A 17,546-nucleotide genomic window follows, 5' to 3' on the forward strand; every position below is an offset into this window, starting at 1 on the left:
CAGCCTACTCGCGGCCGAGGTCGCGGTGAGCCACGCGAACGGCCACCCCCGGGATCTCCTCCAAACGCTCAGCCAGCTCACGGGACATGACCACCGACCGGTGCTTCCCGCCCGTGCACCCGATGGCCACGACCGAGTGGCGCTTGTTCTCGCGCTGGTATCCCTCGAGCACCGGGCGCAGCGCCGCCGCATACGCCTCGAGGAATTCCGTGGCTCCCTCCTGCCCCAGGACGTTCGCCCGCACGGCGGGATCTTCTCCCGTGAGCGGGCGCAGCTCCTCGTTCCAGAACGGGTTCGGCAGGAACCTCATGTCCGCGACCAGATCGACGTCGGGCGGCAGCCCGTACTTGAAACCGAAGCTCATCAGCGTCACGGTGTGACGCGCCGCTCCCTCTTCACCGAAGAGTTGCACCGCGCGCAGAGACAGCTGGTGCACATTGAACATCGACGTGTCGATGACGATGTCGGCCGCTTCCCGTACCGGGGCGAGGCGGTCGCGTTCGCGGCGGATACCGTCGAGGATCGTCCCCTCCCCCTGCAGCGGGTGCGGACGGCGGACGGCTTCGAACCGCCGGACGAGCACCGCATCGGAGGCGTCGAGGAACACCAGCCGCACTTGACGACCGGCCTGCAACGACCGCAGCGCTTCGGGCAGGTCACTGAACAGCGTGCGCCCGCGCACATCCACCACCACCGCGACCTTCGGCACGGCCCCACCGGCCAATTCTGCAAGCTCGAGCAGAGGGCGCAGCATCTGCGGGGGGAGGTTGTCGACGACGTACCAGTCGAGGTCTTCGAGGGCGTTCGCCACGGTCGAGCGACCGGCTCCCGACATGCCCGTGACGATCAGCACGTCCCCTGGTTCGTCACGCCCCGGTTCCATCGCGGTCGCCTCCCGTCGTCGTATCCAGCCTATCGAGACAGGTGCGCGTGGATCGCCTCGGCCAGAGCCGGACCGATACCGGGAAGCGCCGTGATCTCGTCGGGCGTGGCGTTCTTGAGAGCCGTGACCGAGCCGAAATGCCGAAGCAGTGCCTTGATCCTGATGTCGCCGAGACCGGGGACCTCGGCCAGCACGCTCGTGATGTCGCGCTTACGCCGTTTGCGCTGGTGGACGATGGCGAACCGGTGCGCCTCGTCGCGCAGGCGCTGCAGCAGGTACAGCGCCTCCGACGTGCGCGGCAGGATCACCGGGTACTCCTCCCCGGGCAGCCAGACCTCTTCGAGGCGTTTCGCGATGCCGCAGAGCGCGATCTCTTCGTGTCCCGCATCGGCGAGCGCCCGTGCGGCGGCGGCGACCTGCGGCTGCCCGCCGTCGACCACCAGCAGCTGGGGCCGATAAGCGAAGCGCGGTCGCTTGCGCGCCGTGACCACCTCGCCGTCGGCGGTCGCTTCCGCAGAGTCCGGAGCGGCGACGATCGCTCCCCCGATCGTCTCGGGCTCGTTCTCTTCGGGCCGGTCGAGGTAGGCGAGCCGTCGGCTGAGCACCTGGTACATCGAATCGGTGTCGTCCGTCGTCTCTGCCACCCCGAAGGACCGGTACTGATCCTTGCGCGGGAGGCCGTCCTCGAACACGACCATGGATGCCACGACATTCGTGCCGGAGAGGTGCGAGACGTCGAAGCACTCGATGCGCAGCGGCGCCTCGGTGAGCCCGAGCGCCTCCTGGAGGTCGGTGAGGGCCTGCGATCGAGCCACGTAGTCACTGGTCCGCCGGGTCTTGTGCAGCATGAGCGCCTGCTGCGCGTTCAGCGTCGCGGTCTTCAGGAGCTCGGCCTTGCGTCCGCGCTGCGCGACCTGCAGCGTGACCGGGCGACCACGACGCTCCCGGAGCCACGCCTCGAGCTGCGGGGCATCGTCGGGCAGCTCGGGCACGAGCACTTGGCGCGGGATGTCGGTGGCATCCGCATCTCCATAGGTGCGCTGCAGCACCTGGTCGACGAGGTCGGCACCCGAGATGTCGATCTCTTTCTCGATCGTCGTCGCGCGGACGCCGCGCACGCGGCCTCCCCGGACGACGAAGTGCTGCACGGTCGCCGCGAGCTCGTCCTCGGCGATACCGAACAGGTCGGCGTCGGTGTCGGATGCCAGCACGAGGGCACTCTTGCCGAGCACGGCCTCGATTGCCTGCAGGCGGTCGCGGTACAGAGCGGCCGACTCGTAGTCCATCGCCGCGGACGCCTCCTTCATGCGGGCGGTCAGCTGCTTGGCGAAGCGCTGATCGCCGCCCGACATGAAGGCGACGAAGTCGTCGACGATCGCGCGGTGCTCTTCGATCGTCACCTTCATCGAGCAGGGTCCGCCGCAACGCCCGATCTGCCCGGGGAAGCACGGCCGTCCCGACTGCATCGCCTTCTTGTACGACGAGTCGCTGCACGTGCGGATCGGGAAGACCTTGATCATCAGGTCGATGGTGTCGTGGACGGCCCACACCTTCGGGTACGGCCCGAAGTACTTGGCCCCGCGGATCTTGTGATTGCGCGTCACGATGACGCGAGGGGCCTCATCGGCGAGGGTGATCGCCATGTAGGGGTACGACTTGTCGTCCTTGTACCTCACGTTGAACGGCGGATCGAACTCCTTGATCCACATGTACTCGAGCTGGAGCGAGTCGACGTCGCTCGGGACGACCGTCCACTCCACGCTCGCCGCGGTGGTCACCATGCGGCGCGTGCGCTCGTGCAGCGAATGCAGGGGGGCGAAGTAGTTCGACAGGCGCGCCCGGAGGTTCTTGGCCTTGCCGACGTAGAGCACTCTCCCCTCGGCATCGCGGAATCGGTAGACCCCCGGGTTCGTGGGGATCTCGCCCGGCTTCGGCCGGTACGGCAGGTGCGACACCCGTTCTCGGGATGCCACGGCTCAGGCCCCCTGGCCGGCCAGCTCCGGCTCCCGGGCGCGGTCGGCCGGCGCCGCCGTGTTGCGCTGCGTGCCCGTGCGTCCGGTCTCGAGGAGCTCGGCCAGGAAGGCCCCCGTGTGACTCGCCTCGACCTTGGCGACCTGCTCGGGCGTGCCGGTCGCGACGATCGTGCCTCCGCCTGCACCGCCCTCGGGACCGAGATCGATCACCCAGTCGCTGCTCTTGATGACGTCGAGGTTGTGCTCGATGACGATGACCGTGTTGCCCTTGTCGACGAGTCCGTTCAACACCTTCAACAGCAGCGAGACGTCTTCGAAGTGCAGACCCGTGGTCGGCTCGTCGAGCACGTAGATCGATCGCCCGTTGCTGCGACGCTGGAGTTCGGTGGCGAGCTTGACGCGCTGCGCCTCGCCGCCCGACAGCGTCGTCGCCGACTGTCCCAGACGCACGTACCCCAGGCCGACGTCGACGAGGGTCTTGAGGTAACGGTGGATCGCCTGGATGGGCTCGAAGAACTCCGCGGCCTCCGAGATCGGCATCTCGAGCACCTCGGCGATGTTCTTGCCCTTGTAGTGCACCGAGAGCGTGTCGCGGTTGTACCGCTTGCCGTGGCACACCTCGCAGTCGACGTAGACGTCGGGAAGGAAGTTCATCTCGATCTTCAGCGTGCCGTCACCCGAACAGGCCTCGCAGCGACCGCCCTTGACGTTGAAGCTGAAGCGCCCGGCCTGATAGCCGCGCACCTTCGCCTCGGGCGTCTCGGCGAACAGGCTCCGGATACGGTCGAACACACCCGTATAGGTGGCCGGGTTCGAGCGCGGGGTGCGACCGATCGGCGCCTGGTCGACGTGAACGACCTTGTCGAGGTTGTCGAGACCCGTGACGCGGGTGTGCTTACCCGGTACGCGGCGTGCCCCGTTGAGCTTTGAGGCGAGGACCTCGTACAGGATGCCGTTCACCAGCGTCGATTTGCCGGAACCGCTCACGCCGGTCACCGACGTCAGCACCCCAAGGGGGAAGTCGACCGTGACGTTCTGCAGGTTGTTCTCGCGGGCACCCACGACGGTGACCTGACGCTTCTTGTCGATCTTGCGCCGCTTCTTCGGCGCCTCGATCGCGCGGCGGCCCGAGAGGTACGCGCCGGTGAGGGACCGCTCGTCGTCCAGGAGCTCGGCGAGCGGCCCGGAATGCACGACGTTTCCTCCATCGACCCCGGCCCGAGGGCCGATGTCGACGACCCAGTCGGCCGCGTGGATGGTCTCTTCGTCGTGCTCGACGACGATCAGCGTGTTGCCGAGGTCGCGCAAGGTCTCGAGCGTCTGGATGAGGCGACGGTTGTCACGCTGGTGCAGACCGATCGAGGGCTCGTCGAGCACGTAGAGCACGCCGGTCAAGCCGGAGCCGATCTGCGTGGCGAGGCGGATGCGCTGCGCCTCACCGCCCGACAGGGTGCCGGCGGCGCGACCGAGGCTGAGGTAGTTGAGGCCTACCTGCAGCAGGAAGTCGAGGCGCGCGCGGATCTCGCGCAGCACCGCCGCGGCGATGGTCGCCTCGCGGTCGGTCAGCGTAAGCTTCGAGAAGAACTCGCGCGCGTCGGCCAGGCTCATACGCGACGCTGCCGCGATCGACGTGTTGTCGACGAGCACCGCGAGCACCTCGGGCTTCAGGCGGTCGCCGTCGCACACCGCACACGGCACCTCGCGAAGGTACTCCGACCACCGCTGGCGCTGCGCGTCGGACTCGGCCTGGAGATACTGACGCTCGATGTAGGGGACGACGCCCTCGAAGCCGGACGAGTAACGCATCTCGCGGCCGTAGCGGTTCTTCCACTTGACCGTGACCTTGTAGTTCTCTCCGCGCAGCACCGCCTGCTGCACGTCGTGCGAGAGGTCTTTCCACGGAGTGTCGAGCGAGAAGTCCAGGTCGCGGGCGAGACCCTCGAGCAGCCGCTCGTAGTACTGGAACAGGCCCTTGCCCTGCGTGGTCCACGGCAGGATCGCACCGTCGCGGATCGACAGCTCTTCGTCGCCCAGCATCAGGTCGACATCGACCGACATGCGCGTGCCGAGGCCCGAGCACACGGGACACGCGCCGAACGGAGCGTTGAATGAGAAGGTACGCGGCTCGATCTCGGTGAGCTGCAGCGGGTGCCCGTTCGGACACGCGAGCTTCTCGGAGAACGACTGCCAGGCGTCGTCGCCCTCTTCGTCGACGAAGTTCACCTGCATGATGCCGCCGGCAAGGCCCATGGCGGTCTCGACCGAGTCGGTCACCCGGCTGAGGTTGTCACCGGATGCCACCAGCCGGTCGACCACCACGGCGATGTCGTGCTTGTAGCTCTTCTTCAGCGTGGGCGGCTCGGAGAGCTGGACGAGCTCGCCGTCGACCACGGCGCGCGCGTAGCCCTTCGCGCTCAGCTCCTTGAACAGGTCGACGAACTCGCCCTTCTTCTGCGTCACGACGGGAGCGACGATCTGATAGCGAGTGCGCTCCGGCAGTTCCATGAGCTGGTCGGCGATCTGCTGGACGGTCTGCCGCTGGATCCGCGCACCGCACTCGGGACAGTGCGGCACACCGATGCGCGCCCACAGGAGGCGCATGTAGTCGTGGATCTCGGTGATCGTGCCGACCGTCGACCGGGGGTTGCGGTTGGTCGACTTCTGGTCGATCGAGACTGCGGGGCTGAGCCCTTCGATGAAGTCGACGTCGGGGCGATCGACCTGTCCGAGGAACTGGCGCGCGTACGCGCTCAGCGACTCGACGTAGCGACGCTGGCCCTCGGCGAAGATCGTGTCGAACGCGAGGCTCGACTTGCCCGAACCCGAAAGGCCGGTGAAGACGACGAGCGAATCACGGGGGATGTCGAGGTCGACGTCCTTCAGGTTGTGGACGCGAGCGCCACGGACGCTGAGCTTTCCGCTGGAGCCGGAAGGGGCCGAGGACGGGGCGGGTACGACGGGAACGATGGGCACCTGTTAAGTCTAGGTCGGGCCTCCGACATCGGTCCCGGGTTCGCCCGGGGCGCACGGATGTGCGAAGGTTCTCGCCCTGGCGGGCCCCTCGAGATCGATGTCAGTCGCGGGGCCGACCGGCGAATGGCGCCAGCCCGTCACGGAGAGCAACGAGCGCGTGTTCGTCGATGCCGACGCGCGCCATGATCTTTCCGGGCACCTCGAGCGCCGCGGCGCGCAGCGCCGCACCCTCCTCCGTGAGGGCGATGTCGAGCATCCGCTCGTCGTCGGCACGGCGGGTGCGTACCACCCGCCCTTGCGCCTCCAGGCGCTTCACCAACGGCGACAGGGTGGCCGGTTCCATCGCCAGCTCCGCCGCCAGGGCGCCGAGCGATCGCGGAGCCTCCTCCCACAGTGCCAGCATCACGAGGTACTGGGGGTGCGTCAGGCCCAGGGGCTCGAGCACCGGGCGATAGATCGACACCACGTTGCGCGCAGCGGTGACCAGCGCGAAGCACACCTGATTCTCCAGCTTGAGCAGATCGTCCATGCGCCCTCTCTCAAAATAGTTAGTACACTAATAATCATGACACGAAAGGATGCCGATCGGCCGCCGTTGCGCGACCGCGTGCGCGAAGCCGGCGGCTGGTACCAGTACATCAACTCTCGCCTGATCCGCGTTGCCGGTCCGGCATCCGTTGGCCCCTACGACACCGACCCGGAGCCTGTCCGCAGCGGACGTCCCTGCCCGCTCTGCGGACACGCCATGGCGGAGCACTCCGTCGATCGGACCGGGCCGAAGCCCCTCCTCCACTGCCCTTGAGGGGTTCGCGGGTCGGCAGAGCACCGGCCGCTCGACAGCCGCTGGTCAGAGCCGGGGACGACCGTCCTCATCGAGCGGCCAGCCGGGGTTGACGGCAACCTCCCACGGATGGCCGTCGGGGTCGACGAAGACCCCGGAGTAACCGCCCCAGGGTGTCGCCGCCCCCGCCCGGGCGAGCCTCGCCCCCACCGCGACCGCAGCTCCGAGGATCGCATCGACCTCTTCGCTGGCGCGGACGTTGTGCGCGAGCGTCACGCCGCCCCAACCTCCTCCGTCCGGAACACCGGAGTCGTCGGCGAGCTTCCTCCGATCCCACAGGGCGAGCATCATTCCCCCGAGGTCGAAGAACGCCACCTCGCCCTCGACCGACGTCTCGTGCGGCGCCCACCCGAGATGCGAGTAGAAGGAGATGGCCCGGTCGAGGTCGCCGACGCCGAGCGTCACGAGGGTCATGCGCTGCTGCATACCGATCCTCCGGATCAGGCGTGTCCGGCCCGCTCCATCGCTCGGAGCTCCTTCTTGAGATCCTGCACCTCGTCACGCAGCCGCCCGGCAAGCTCGAACTTCAGCTCGGCGGCGGCGGCGAGCATCTGCTGCGTCAGGTCAGCGATCGTGGACTCGAGCTGATCCGCCCCTTCGGCGGCGATACCCGTGCGTCGGAGCTGCGGCGTCGGCGACTTGCCCTTGGCGCCCTTGTCGTTGCGCGACAGGAGCTTCTTGGTGTCGGTCGCCTCACGGTTCAGGACCTCGGTGATGTCGGCGATCTTCTTGCGCAGAGGCTGGGGATCGATCCCGTGCTCTTTGTTGTAGGCGATCTGCTTCTCGCGGCGGCGCTCGGTTTCGTCGATCGCGTTGCGCATCGAATCGGTGATCTTATCGGCGTACATGTGCACCTCGCCCGACACATTGCGGGCCGCGCGCCCGATGGTCTGGATGAGCGACGTTCCGCTGCGCAGGAAGCCTTCCTTGTCGGCGTCGAGGATCGCGACGAGCGAGACCTCGGGAAGGTCGAGACCCTCACGGAGGAGGTTGATGCCGACGAGCACGTCGTACACACCGGCGCGGAGCTCGGTGAGAAGCTCCACGCGGCGGAGGGTGTCGACATCGGAGTGCAGGTACCGGACGCGGACACCGTGCTCGCCGAGGAAGTCGGTGAGCTCCTCAGCCATCTTCTTCGTCAGTGTCGTGACGAGGATGCGCTCGTCTCGTTCGACCCGGACACGGATCTCTTCGAGGAGATCGTCGATCTGTCCCTTCGACGGCTTGACGATGATCTCGGGGTCGACGAGGCCGGTCGGTCGGATGATCTGCTCGACCACCCCGTCGGCGATTCCCATCTCATAGCGCCCCGGCGTCGCCGAGAGGTAGACGGTCTGTCCGACGCGCTCTTTGAACTCGTCCCAGCGGAGGGGCCGATTGTCCATCGCGCTCGGGAGCCGGAACCCGTGCTCGACGAGGGTGCGCTTCCGGGACGCGTCGCCCTCGTACATGGCACCGATTTGGGGAACCGTCACGTGGGACTCATCGATCACGAGCAGGAAGTCGTCGGGGAAGAAGTCGAGCAGCGTGTGCGGCGGCTCGCCCGCCACGCGGCCGTCCATGTGCCGCGAGTAGTTCTCGATACCGGAGCAGAAGCCGAGCTGCTGCAGCATCTCGAGGTCGAAGGTCGTGCGCATGCGCAGTCGCTGCGCCTCCAGCAGCTTGCCCTGCGACTCGAACTCTTTCAGACGCTCTTCGAGCTCGTGCTCGATGGTGCCGATCGCGCGCTGGACCGTCTCCGTGCCGGCGACGTAGTGAGACGCAGGGAAGATCGGGACGGAATCCATCTTCTCGATGACGTCGCCCGTCAGCGGGTGCAGCGTGTAGAGCGCCTCGATCTCGTCGCCGAACATCTCGATACGGATGGCGTACTCCTCGTACACCGGGATGATCTCGATCGTGTCGCCGCGCACGCGGAAATTGCCTCGCGAGAAATCGACGTCGTTGCGGTTGTACTGCATCGAGATGAACTTGCGGATGAGCGCGTCGCGGTCGTAACGCTCCCCCACCTGCAGAGCCACCATCGCGCGCAGATACTCTTCGGGCGCACCCAGGCCGTAGATGCACGACACCGTCGACACGACCACCACGTCGCGGCGCGACAGGAGCGAATTCGTCGTCGAGTGACGCAGGCGCTCGACCTCGGCGTTGATCGACGAGTCCTTCTCGATGAACGTATCGGTCTGGGGGACGTACGCCTCTGGCTGGTAGTAGTCGTAGTACGAGACGAAGTACTCGACCGCGTTGTTCGGCAGAAGCTCGCGGAATTCGTTCGCCAACTGCGCCGCGAGGGTCTTGTTGTGCGCCAGGACGAGTGTCGGACGCTGGACCTGCTCCACCAGCCAGGCGGTCGTAGCGGACTTGCCGGTGCCGGTGGCGCCGAGGAGCACGACGTCGGTCTCACCGGCGTTGATGCGCGCGGCGAGGTCGGCGATCGCCTGCGGCTGGTCGCCGGAGGGGCTGTACTCGCTGATGACCTCGAAGGGACGAACGGATCGCGTGGCCTGCATGATTCCAGCGTAGGCGGGGCCTCCGACATCGGGGGCGGCTTGCGTTCGCCCACCACGAACGCCGTCAGTGCGAGGGCACGATCCGCTGCCAGAGGTCGTCGACCTGACGCCGGGTGTCCGCCACATCCGCGGTCGTGTCGATCACGACATCCGCGAGCGCGAGTCGATCCTCATCGGATACCTGAGACCTGATCCTCGCCCGGGCGTCGTCCTCGCTCAGCCCGCGATTCTCGACGAGGCGTCGGACGCGAAGCTCCTCGGGCGCGTGCGTCACGACCACCAGGTCCCACGAGTCGCCGCCGCGCGCTTCGGCGAGCAGCGGGACGTCGTAGACGACGACCGCCGCAGGATCCGCCGCCAGAGCGTCGCGGAACCTCCGCTCCGACTCGCGTCGGACAGCGGGGTGGACGAGCGTGTTCAGTGCCGCGAGGCGCTCGGGATGACCGAACACGAGCGCCCCCAGAGCCGGCCGGTCGAGCTGTCCGTCGGCCGACAGGACGGCGGAGCCGAACTCGTCGACGATCGACGCGAGAACGGGCGACCCGGGGGCCTGCACGTCGCGCACGATGGCGTCGGCATCCACGACGACAGCTCCGCGGTCTCGGAGCATGGCGGCGACGGTCGATTTTCCCGACGCGATGCCGCCGGTGAGAGCGAGGAGGGGCACCTGTCGAGGATGCCACACACCCGCCGAGCACGAACGGTGGTCTAGCATTTCGAGGGGAGCCGCGCAGTGGCTTTCTCGCCCCACCCCGCGGAAGTCCGATCATGCCGAACTCGATGCTCGCGGTCGTCATCGAAGATGATGCCGATATCCGGTCGCTGGTCGTCGCTGTCCTCGAGCAGGCGGGGTACGTGGTGCACGCGGCGTCCAGCGGCTTGGACGGCATCGAGCTGGTCGCTCGTCACGACCCCGCGGTGACGACCCTCGACGTCAGCATGCCGGGTATTGACGGCTTCGAAACGGCGCGGCGCATCCGTGGATTCAGCAACACGCGCATTCTCATGGTGAGCGCCCGGGCCGACGAGACGGAGGAGCGGGAGGGCCGCGACGCCGGCGCGGACGATTACCTCACCAAGCCGTTCCGTCCTCGCGAGCTCCGCGAACGCGTGCGGATGCTCGTCGAAGGCGATTGACTCTCAGGCGAGCCCGAACGGCTGCCGCCCCGTCAGGACCGCCTCCGCTGCCGCCGCATCCGCCGCTTCGATGAGCCGCTCGGCGTCGAATCCGACCTGGCCGGCGAGGGCGACGCCCGCACCCACGACGGGAGCGACGGATGTCTGGAGAGCCGCGACATCGGCCACGACGCGATCGCGAAGCGACCGTGCAACGCGGCTCACGTCGGTGACGCTCGTCGTGATGAAAGCCACCGTGATCCCGGTCGTGTCCGTCTCCCCAACCAGGGCCATCGTCGGAGCATGCCGTCGGGCGGCCGCGCGAAACGCGCGGAGAATGGCGTCCGCTTCTTCGGGGCCGAACGCCATGGCCACGCGCCGGAGGTCGTCGATTCGCAGGCAGACGACGCACGGATCCTCCTCCGCCGCACGCGCCCGCGTCAGCAGGATGCCCAAGGCCCCGCGGAACGAATCGCGGAACAGGATGCCGTCACCGTCGACCGTCAGGTTTCGAGCGGCGACATGACCGCGGAAGGCCGATTCGCTCGACCGCAGGGTCGATGTCACGATGACGGCCGCGACGACGAGGACGATGGTTAGGAGCGACGCCACGCGCGTGTCGAAGACGGCACGGAAAAGGGCACTGTCCGGTCCGAGAGCGATGAAGACCACGGCCCGCGCCGCGAACCAGACCGACTCGATCGCCATGATCACGGTCAGTCCCCCGGCGCTCCACCGTCCACGGACGGCCCCGCGCCGGGTCTCGATGGCACCGAGCGCACCGAACAGCGCATTCCCCAGGAAGAACGGCACCGAGCCGGCCCAGGTTCCCCCATCCGGACCCGCCGCGAGGGCGGCGACCGCCACCGCCACGACCGCCGCAGCCCAGACGATCACGGGCACGCGCATCGGCCGCCCGTTGAACGAAAGACAACCCAGCCAGATGAACCCCGTGGCCCCGACGAACACCCCGTTGCCGATCGCGACGGCGATGTATGCGCCGGGCAGGACGAGCCCGATGAGGTAGCACAGGGCCGAGAGACAGCCGCTCAGGTAGGCGGCCGACCAGTACCTGCCCGGGCTGCCGTCTTTCAGCATGAGCGTGTCCAGGACGTACATCACCGCCGAGATGAGGATGACGAGGAATGCAGCGACTTGGAGAGTCACCGAATCGAGGAACATGTCGCGCTCCCCTGCTTGCGCGGCAGGCGCACGATGAAGGTCGAGCCGCTGCCGAGGGCCGAGCTCACCGTGATCTCGCCTCCATGCGCGCGGACGATGTCGCGGCTGATCGCCAGCCCCAGCCCGCTGCCGTGAGTGGACGAGTTCCGCACTGCATCGCCGCGGAAGAAGCGATCGAAGACTCTCCCCTGCTCGGACCGCGAGATTCCCGGCCCGTCATCGGCGACCGCGATCTGCACGGACGTGGCGCCGATTTCCACGGCGACCGTAACCGTCCCTCCGCGGACGTTGTACTTGATGGCGTTCGACAAGAGGTTGTCGACGACCTGACGCAAGCGTCGCGGATCGACGTGCGCGATCCCGGGTCTCACCCCGGACGAATCGATCCGGATGCCATGATCCGCCGCGCGTGGCTGCTGGGACTCCACCGCCGCACGAACGATCGTCGCGATGTCGGTGTCCACGGGAATGAGATCGAACTCCGCACCTTGGCGAGAGGAGGCGGACATCGCCAGGATGTCGGCGACCAGCTCCCTCAAACGCGTGGCGTTGCGCTCAGCGACCTCCAGACGATCGCGCGTTTCCGCGTCGATACCGGGGTCGTCGAGAGCGAGATCGAGGTAGCCGATGATCGAGGTGAGCGGGGTACGGAGTTCGTGCGAGACGCTGGCGACGAGATCGTCGCGCGCTCGCAGCGCCTGCTCCTCGGCCGTCACGTCCCGTGAGACCACGATCGTGCTCTCATCCGCGTCCGTCCCCGAGGACAGTCGTCGCGCCGTGACGCTCAACGCACGCCGGTCCTGTCCCGGCGCACCGAACCAGACGAGCTCGCCCTCGAACAGTTCTCCGGCGCGCGCTCGGGCCAGGGGGGTCTCGTTCGGCGGGACAGGGGTGGTGCCGTCCGCAGCGTAGGCCGCGATCGGCTCGCCCAGAACGTCCACGGTGGCTTGCAGCCGAGCGTGAGCTTCGTTCGTCACGGCGAGGTCGCCCTCGCGGGTGACGCGGATGACACCGAAGTCCACGGCGTCGAGCACCTCGGTGACGAGGTCTTCCTGCCGCCGCGCCCGCTCGACGGAGCGACGAAGCTCGGCCGACTGCTTCTCGAGCAGGGCGCGTTGCGCTCGTGCCCGACGCGCCGTCGCGTGTGCCAGGGCCGACAGCGCCACGACGGAGAAGGGCAAGACGAACGTCGCCGCTGTAAGGCGTTGTTCGTCGTCGTTGACGAGCTGGAACAGAACGATCGCGGAGACGCCGATGAGAACGGCGACGACTCCCCCGACCCCGAAGGTCGATCCGATCCAGATGGCGGGGAAGGCCCAGAGCAGACCGACACCGGCGAGGGGAGCACTCTCACGCAGGGCGGCGATCGCGATCATGTCGATGACCGGCACGAGCCCGAGAGCCCACGAGGGCAGCGATCGCCACGGGGCGAGGATCGCGAGGATGGCTCCCCCGAAGATCACCGTTACGCAGACGGTGAAGAGCCCGACGTCGCGCACCTGGCCGAGCACCGAGGACGAGACCACCAGGAGAAGGGTCGCCGCAAGAAGAAGCGCCTGATTGGAGAGGATGCTTCGGTGGATCCCGAGTCGCTCGGTGAGTGACGTGCCCGGCATGGCCCTGACCATAGCGCGCACATCGACCCCGCGCGCGCCTCCTGACGGCACGGCGGGTCGCCGGCGATGCTGTTCCACCGCTCAGCGGCGCGCGGTGGCTTCGCTCACCCACCGTGCGAACAGCGACCACGGGTCGTCGACGCCGGCGCGCAGCTCGTCGATGTGAGATGAGAGGGCATCGCTCAGCCGGAACCACTCCGTCCGCGCGAAACGCTCGTCCGCGAACCGCTCGTGCCTGCGACGTTCCACCTGGCGGTCGCCGCGCTCGAACGCGAGCAGCTGGTTGTGCCAGATCGCTCGCAATCGATGTCGAGGCTGCGAGGTCGTGCCGATCTTGACCCGGTCCTCGAAACGGAGGTAGTAGACGACGTCGACGCGTGGGGCGGGGAGCTCATCGTCCACCGCATCACCGACACGCCATTCGCAGACGGCGCAGAGCCATCCGCTCGGCCACCGGACACCGAGCCGGGAGCCGCAGAGGCGGCACGGCGACGGCAGCACGTCGGTGACGCCATCGCGTGAACCCGCCCAGTCCGCCGCCACAGCGAGATGCCAACCGCAGAGGTCGAGCGGAGCCCCGTCCTCGACGGGTGACGCGCAGCCGGAGGCGACGCAAACGATGGAGGCCATGGCCTCACCGTAGACGTCGCCTCCGACATCGTTCCCGGCGGCATCCTCACTCTGCGGGAGCATCCTCCATCACCAGGAAGAGTCCTGCGTAGGGCGCGAGCTCGAGGGCGAAGCTCTGTAGCTCGTCGACGCGACCGACGACATCGCCCGTGGCGGCGTCGACAGCCGTGCTCTGGGGCACCAGCCACTCGGACCGTACCGTTCCCTCGATCGTCTCACCCGAGAAGTTGAGAACCGTGATCTGCAAGGGAGCGTCCTCGCGGCGACGGTCTCCCCCGTCGAGACGGTGGACCATGACCAGCATGCTCGGGTGACCGACCTGCGGGATGTCCACCTGGGATGCCACCGCGATCCCGTTCTCGGTACGGATCCTCAACACGTCGCGCAGACCGGAGAGGAACGACGAGGAGTCGTTCTGCTGTGCGGTCAACGAGCCGTACAGGGAGCGGGCGCGCGGCATCCCCGAGGCGGAACCGCTGGCATCCGGTGCGACATCGAGCAGGTCGTGCGCTCCACGCTCTATCCACCGCGTGTCGCCCGACGCGATGAGATGACGCACGTCGTCGGCGGGAAGCGTCAGGGAGCCCGTGAGATCCCAGCCCGACAGGGCGAACACCCCCGGCTGCCACGAGTTGTACTTGGCCAGGAGCAGATGAGCGTCGCGGATCGCCGGGACGTCGTCGTCGGTGATCTCCGCCAGTGTCGCGCGTCCCTGCGTCGCCGCGATGAGCGAGGCGGTCGTGCAGGCGATCCCGTTCTGGGTGAAGACCAGGTTGTAGTCCGCGTTTACGGTGAGCTTCTCGGTGAGTTCCGCGCGAACCGTCTCCGCGATCTCGGCTCCGGTCGCCTCGCCGTGCCGGAACGGATACACCGTGTCGTGGTGGGTCGTCGCCCAGTGCACGAGCTCATAGGTCAGCTCGTCGTGGTTCTGCATGCCGTGCACGAGCTGCGCCGGCTCCACGCCGATCTCGAGGGATGTCGTGAGGGCCAGCCGCAGGAATTCGGTGTTCGCCGTCGCCAATGCGTGGTGGTATCCCGGCCGAGTGACGAAATCGTAGGAGAGATCCGCACCGACAGCCGCCGTGTCTCGGATGTCCTCGATCGTGAGGTTGAGCTCCTGGAACGTGAAGCCGCCGACCTTGCGCACCATCCCGGCGATGATGTGGTTCGCCGCGTGCGAGAGCGGGTGGCCCTCCGACCACGCGGGCAGACCCTCAGCGCTCTTCTCGACGCCGAGGAAGCCGTTGGCGTCGAGCCGAAGGGCGCTCGTCCCGAGATCACCGAGGGAGTGGAGAGCGTCACCGATCACGAGGCGCATTCCCGCGAACGTCGGGTCCAGCCAGTTGATGGAGGGCTGCCCCTCCTTGAAGTAATGGAGGTACACCCATCGTCGCTCCATGCCGTCGGTTCCCAGCACCGGTGCGGTCGCGCTCCAGTTGGTCTCCTTGACCCCGGGCGTATAGAAGATCACGCGCTGCAACTCGCCGATGATGTATCCGCGCTTGCTGAGCTCCCGCTCGGTCTCGGCGTCGAGGTTGACCGAGTCACCACCCGCGGGGACCTCGGGGAGCAGACCCCAGTCCTCGCGGGGGATCTCGACCATGTGGTAGATGCCCGGATAGTCCTTGTACGCCATCTCCGCGAGCCGGAAGTCGGCGCCCTTGCCGGTGTGGCCCGGGACGATGTCATCGATGACGCTCCCGCCGTGTGCGTCCGCCACGTCGGCAACGCGTCGGAAGGCGTTCTCGTCTCCGAAATCGGGATCGATCTGCGTGCTGATGCGGTCGAAGTGGCCGTCGACGCTCGGTGTCTCCTGCCACCCCGTGATGCCGCCCGCGCGCTTGACCGGTCCAGTGTGGATGCCGTTGATCCCGACCCACTCGAACGCTTCCCACAGCGCCTCATCACCGAGCGCATCGAGGAACGACTCCCCCGGCCTCGTGATCAGTGAGATCGGGTAGGCGGTGAACCACACGTCCGTCGACTCGATCGCCCGGCGGGCATCCGGGCGAGCGTACGGATTGCGCCACATGGACGGTTGCCCCGACAGCTGACGGCTGAGCACGTCCGCGTCCTTCAGCATGGACTGCCGGACGAGCCACTCGACGTAGGAGGGATTGCCACCGTTCGCGTTGCGCGGGTCGGTCAGGAACCGCCGCAGTGTGCCTCCGCGGAACTGGTCGCGCGGGCGGAGGCGGCGAGGACGCGCCGGATAGCGCTGCTCGTCGTAACTGATCTCCGCGGCGGTCTCGACCGTTTCGTCGGTCGCTTCCTGCACCTCGGCGTCCGTCACGTCATCCACCACGGTGCGCTCGTCCGCATCGTCCACTCGGAACCTCCCTCACGTCACATCCGACGCTAGTCGGTCACGCCGAGATCGGACGTGGGCATTGACCTCGAACCGGCGTCACGCCAAAGTTTCGTGTTCTCTCTTCATCGCGTGCCGGTCGCGTGGGCCCGGAGGGTGAGAGCCGCGACGCCCGCCGCGATCGCGCACATCACCAGAACCACGGCGAGGAACATCGCCCATCCGGCTCCGGAGAAGACCACTCCCAGGACCCACCCGAACAGACTCGATCCGGCGTAGTAGCCGAGGTAGTAGAGCGACGACGCTTGCGCGCGAGCCCCCGGGTCAGCCGCGACGGGTGTCCATCCGGATGCCACGGCGTGCGCGCCGAAGAAGCCCGCGGTGAATGCCACCAGGCCGACGATGACCGCCGGCACCACCGGCAGAAACATCACCGCCGCCCCGGCCGCCATGACACCGATGCTGCCGAGCAGCACCGGCAGACGGCCGAGTCGGACCGCCAACATCCCGGCACGAGGAGACGACACCGTCCCCGCCAGGTACGCGAGGAAGAGCAGCGTCACGAGACTCGGAGCGATGTCGAACGGCGGCTCGGAGAGCCGAAAGCCGAGGTAGTTGTAGACGGCGACGAAAGCTCCCATCAGCAGAAAGCCCTGCGCGTAGAGAGCGAGCTGCGCGCGAGACCGCAGATTGAGCCCGATGCGCCGACGCACGGACGGCCCCCTCTCCGACCGCATCCGCCCCGGTACGAACCCCCGCGCCTTCGGCACCAGAGTCACGAAGACGACCGCCGCCCCCGCGCAGAAGAGGACAACGGATGCCACCCCCCACCGCCATCCCGCGAGTTCGCCGATCCATCCCGCCACGATCCGGCCTGAGAGGCCACCGACCGTCGTCCCCGCGATGTATGACCCCGCTGCTGCCGCGACGTGTCGAGCAGAAACCTCCTCGCTCAAGTAGGCGAGGGCCACCGCCGGCACAGCCCCCAGGGCCGCACCCTCGAGGACGCGTATGGCGAGAAGAACGTCGAGCGACGGGGCGAAGGGGGTCGCAGCCCCGAGAACGGTCGCCGCAACGAGCCCGAGGGCCATGACCGGAACTCGACCTACTCGATCAGCGACCAGTGACCACGGGATGACCGCAACGGCAAGTCCCAGCGTCGCGGCCGAAACGGTCAGCGCGGCGCCGGCGGGACCAGACTCGACATCTTGAGCGATCGCCGGTAGAACCGACTGCGTCGCGTAGAGCTGCGCGAAGGTGGCCACGCCGCCGAAGAACAGGCCCAGGAGGAGCCGTCGATACTCACGACTGCCGGGCTGATGGCCGGAAAAGTCGCTCACGTCTTCGACCCTAGTCACCCCCCGGGAACGACGAAGCGCCGACGCGGTCTCCGTCACCGGAGAGCGCGTCGGCGCTCGTGGGTTATAGGCAAGAACGTGTGGATGGGATGGTGATCTAGCCGCGCGATCACGCGGTGAAACGGGGTTGTGCATGGTCCGCGACGCTTAGGCGTG

The 17,546-nt window shown here is 67.7% G+C and carries 14 protein-coding genes; 2 read left to right on the plus strand and 12 right to left on the minus strand.

Going from position 1 to position 17,546, the window contains the following annotated elements:
• Window positions 1-4: 4 nt before the first annotated feature.
• From rapZ to AB0O24_RS17740, 4 genes are all read right to left on the minus strand, one after another.
• Window positions 5-883, minus strand: a complete 879-nt coding sequence (gene rapZ / locus AB0O24_RS17725) for an RNase adapter RapZ (protein WP_275801555.1) — start codon at window positions 881-883, stop codon at window positions 5-7.
• Between the two features lie 29 nt (window positions 884-912).
• On the minus strand, window positions 913-2,856 hold the full coding sequence (gene uvrC, locus AB0O24_RS17730) for an excinuclease ABC subunit UvrC (RefSeq protein ID WP_363376715.1): 1,944 nt from the start codon (window positions 2,854-2,856) through the stop codon (window positions 913-915).
• A 3-nt stretch (window positions 2,857-2,859) separates the two neighbouring features.
• Window positions 2,860-5,829: an excinuclease ABC subunit UvrA gene (gene uvrA / locus AB0O24_RS17735; RefSeq protein WP_363376717.1), complete on the minus strand. Its 2,970-nt coding sequence runs from the start codon at window positions 5,827-5,829 to the stop codon at window positions 2,860-2,862.
• A gap of 100 nt (window positions 5,830-5,929) precedes the next feature.
• A complete protein-coding gene (locus AB0O24_RS17740) occupies window positions 5,930-6,358 on the minus strand; it encodes a MarR family transcriptional regulator (protein ID WP_275801552.1) in 429 nt (142 codons plus the stop codon).
• 36 nt (window positions 6,359-6,394) lie between these two features.
• Here AB0O24_RS17740 and AB0O24_RS17745 point away from each other — a divergent pair, with 36 nt between their 5' ends.
• On the plus strand, window positions 6,395-6,631 hold the full coding sequence (locus AB0O24_RS17745; protein ID WP_363376718.1) for a hypothetical protein: 237 nt from the start codon (window positions 6,395-6,397) through the stop codon (window positions 6,629-6,631).
• 45 nt (window positions 6,632-6,676) lie between these two features.
• Here AB0O24_RS17745 and AB0O24_RS17750 read toward each other — a convergent pair whose 3' ends face one another.
• The 3 genes from AB0O24_RS17750 to coaE all read right to left on the minus strand — a co-directional run bounded on the left by AB0O24_RS17750 (window position 6,677) and on the right by coaE (window position 9,847).
• Window positions 6,677-7,096, minus strand: coding sequence for a VOC family protein (locus AB0O24_RS17750; protein ID WP_363376720.1), 420 nt, complete (start codon window positions 7,094-7,096; stop codon window positions 6,677-6,679).
• 14 nt (window positions 7,097-7,110) lie between these two features.
• Complete coding sequence (uvrB, locus tag AB0O24_RS17755) at window positions 7,111-9,180, minus strand: excinuclease ABC subunit UvrB (RefSeq protein ID WP_058596842.1); 2,070 nt, start codon at window positions 9,178-9,180, stop codon at window positions 7,111-7,113.
• Window positions 9,181-9,244: 64 nt separating this feature from the next.
• The gene (gene coaE / locus AB0O24_RS17760; RefSeq protein ID WP_275801549.1) at window positions 9,245-9,847 is read right to left on the minus strand and encodes a dephospho-CoA kinase; all 603 of its coding nucleotides are present in this window, start codon (window positions 9,845-9,847) and stop codon (window positions 9,245-9,247) included.
• Between the two features lie 101 nt (window positions 9,848-9,948).
• On the opposite strand from coaE, the gene AB0O24_RS17765 reads away from it, so the two are divergent.
• Window positions 9,949-10,317, plus strand: a complete 369-nt coding sequence (locus AB0O24_RS17765; protein ID WP_363376722.1) for a response regulator — start codon at window positions 9,949-9,951, stop codon at window positions 10,315-10,317.
• Window positions 10,318-10,320: 3 nt separating this feature from the next.
• On the opposite strand, the gene AB0O24_RS17770 is transcribed toward AB0O24_RS17765, so the two are convergent.
• The 5 genes from AB0O24_RS17770 to AB0O24_RS17790 all read right to left on the minus strand — a co-directional run bounded on the left by AB0O24_RS17770 (window position 10,321) and on the right by AB0O24_RS17790 (window position 17,372).
• Window positions 10,321-11,478 (minus strand): diguanylate cyclase, encoded by a 1,158-nt coding sequence (locus AB0O24_RS17770; RefSeq protein WP_363376724.1) that lies wholly within the window; start codon window positions 11,476-11,478, stop codon window positions 10,321-10,323.
• Window positions 11,460-13,094 (minus strand): HAMP domain-containing sensor histidine kinase, encoded by a 1,635-nt coding sequence (locus tag AB0O24_RS17775; protein ID WP_363376726.1) that lies wholly within the window; start codon window positions 13,092-13,094, stop codon window positions 11,460-11,462. Before AB0O24_RS17775 ends, AB0O24_RS17770 begins: the two co-directional genes overlap by 19 nt.
• Window positions 13,095-13,175: 81 nt before the next feature.
• Window positions 13,176-13,724, minus strand: a complete 549-nt coding sequence (locus AB0O24_RS17780; protein ID WP_363376728.1) for a GIY-YIG nuclease family protein — start codon at window positions 13,722-13,724, stop codon at window positions 13,176-13,178.
• Window positions 13,725-13,770: 46 nt separating this feature from the next.
• Entirely contained in the window at window positions 13,771-16,017 is a 2,247-nt protein-coding gene (treS, locus tag AB0O24_RS17785; RefSeq protein WP_363376731.1) for a maltose alpha-D-glucosyltransferase, read from the minus strand.
• Window positions 16,018-16,157: 140 nt separating this feature from the next.
• The gene (locus AB0O24_RS17790; RefSeq protein WP_363376729.1) at window positions 16,158-17,372 is read right to left on the minus strand and encodes an MFS transporter; all 1,215 of its coding nucleotides are present in this window, start codon (window positions 17,370-17,372) and stop codon (window positions 16,158-16,160) included.
• Window positions 17,373-17,546: the final 174 nt, after the last annotated feature.

Source organism: Microbacterium sp. NPDC086615, from assembly GCF_040686055.1.
Lineage (GTDB): Bacteria > Actinomycetota > Actinomycetes > Actinomycetales > Microbacteriaceae > Microbacterium.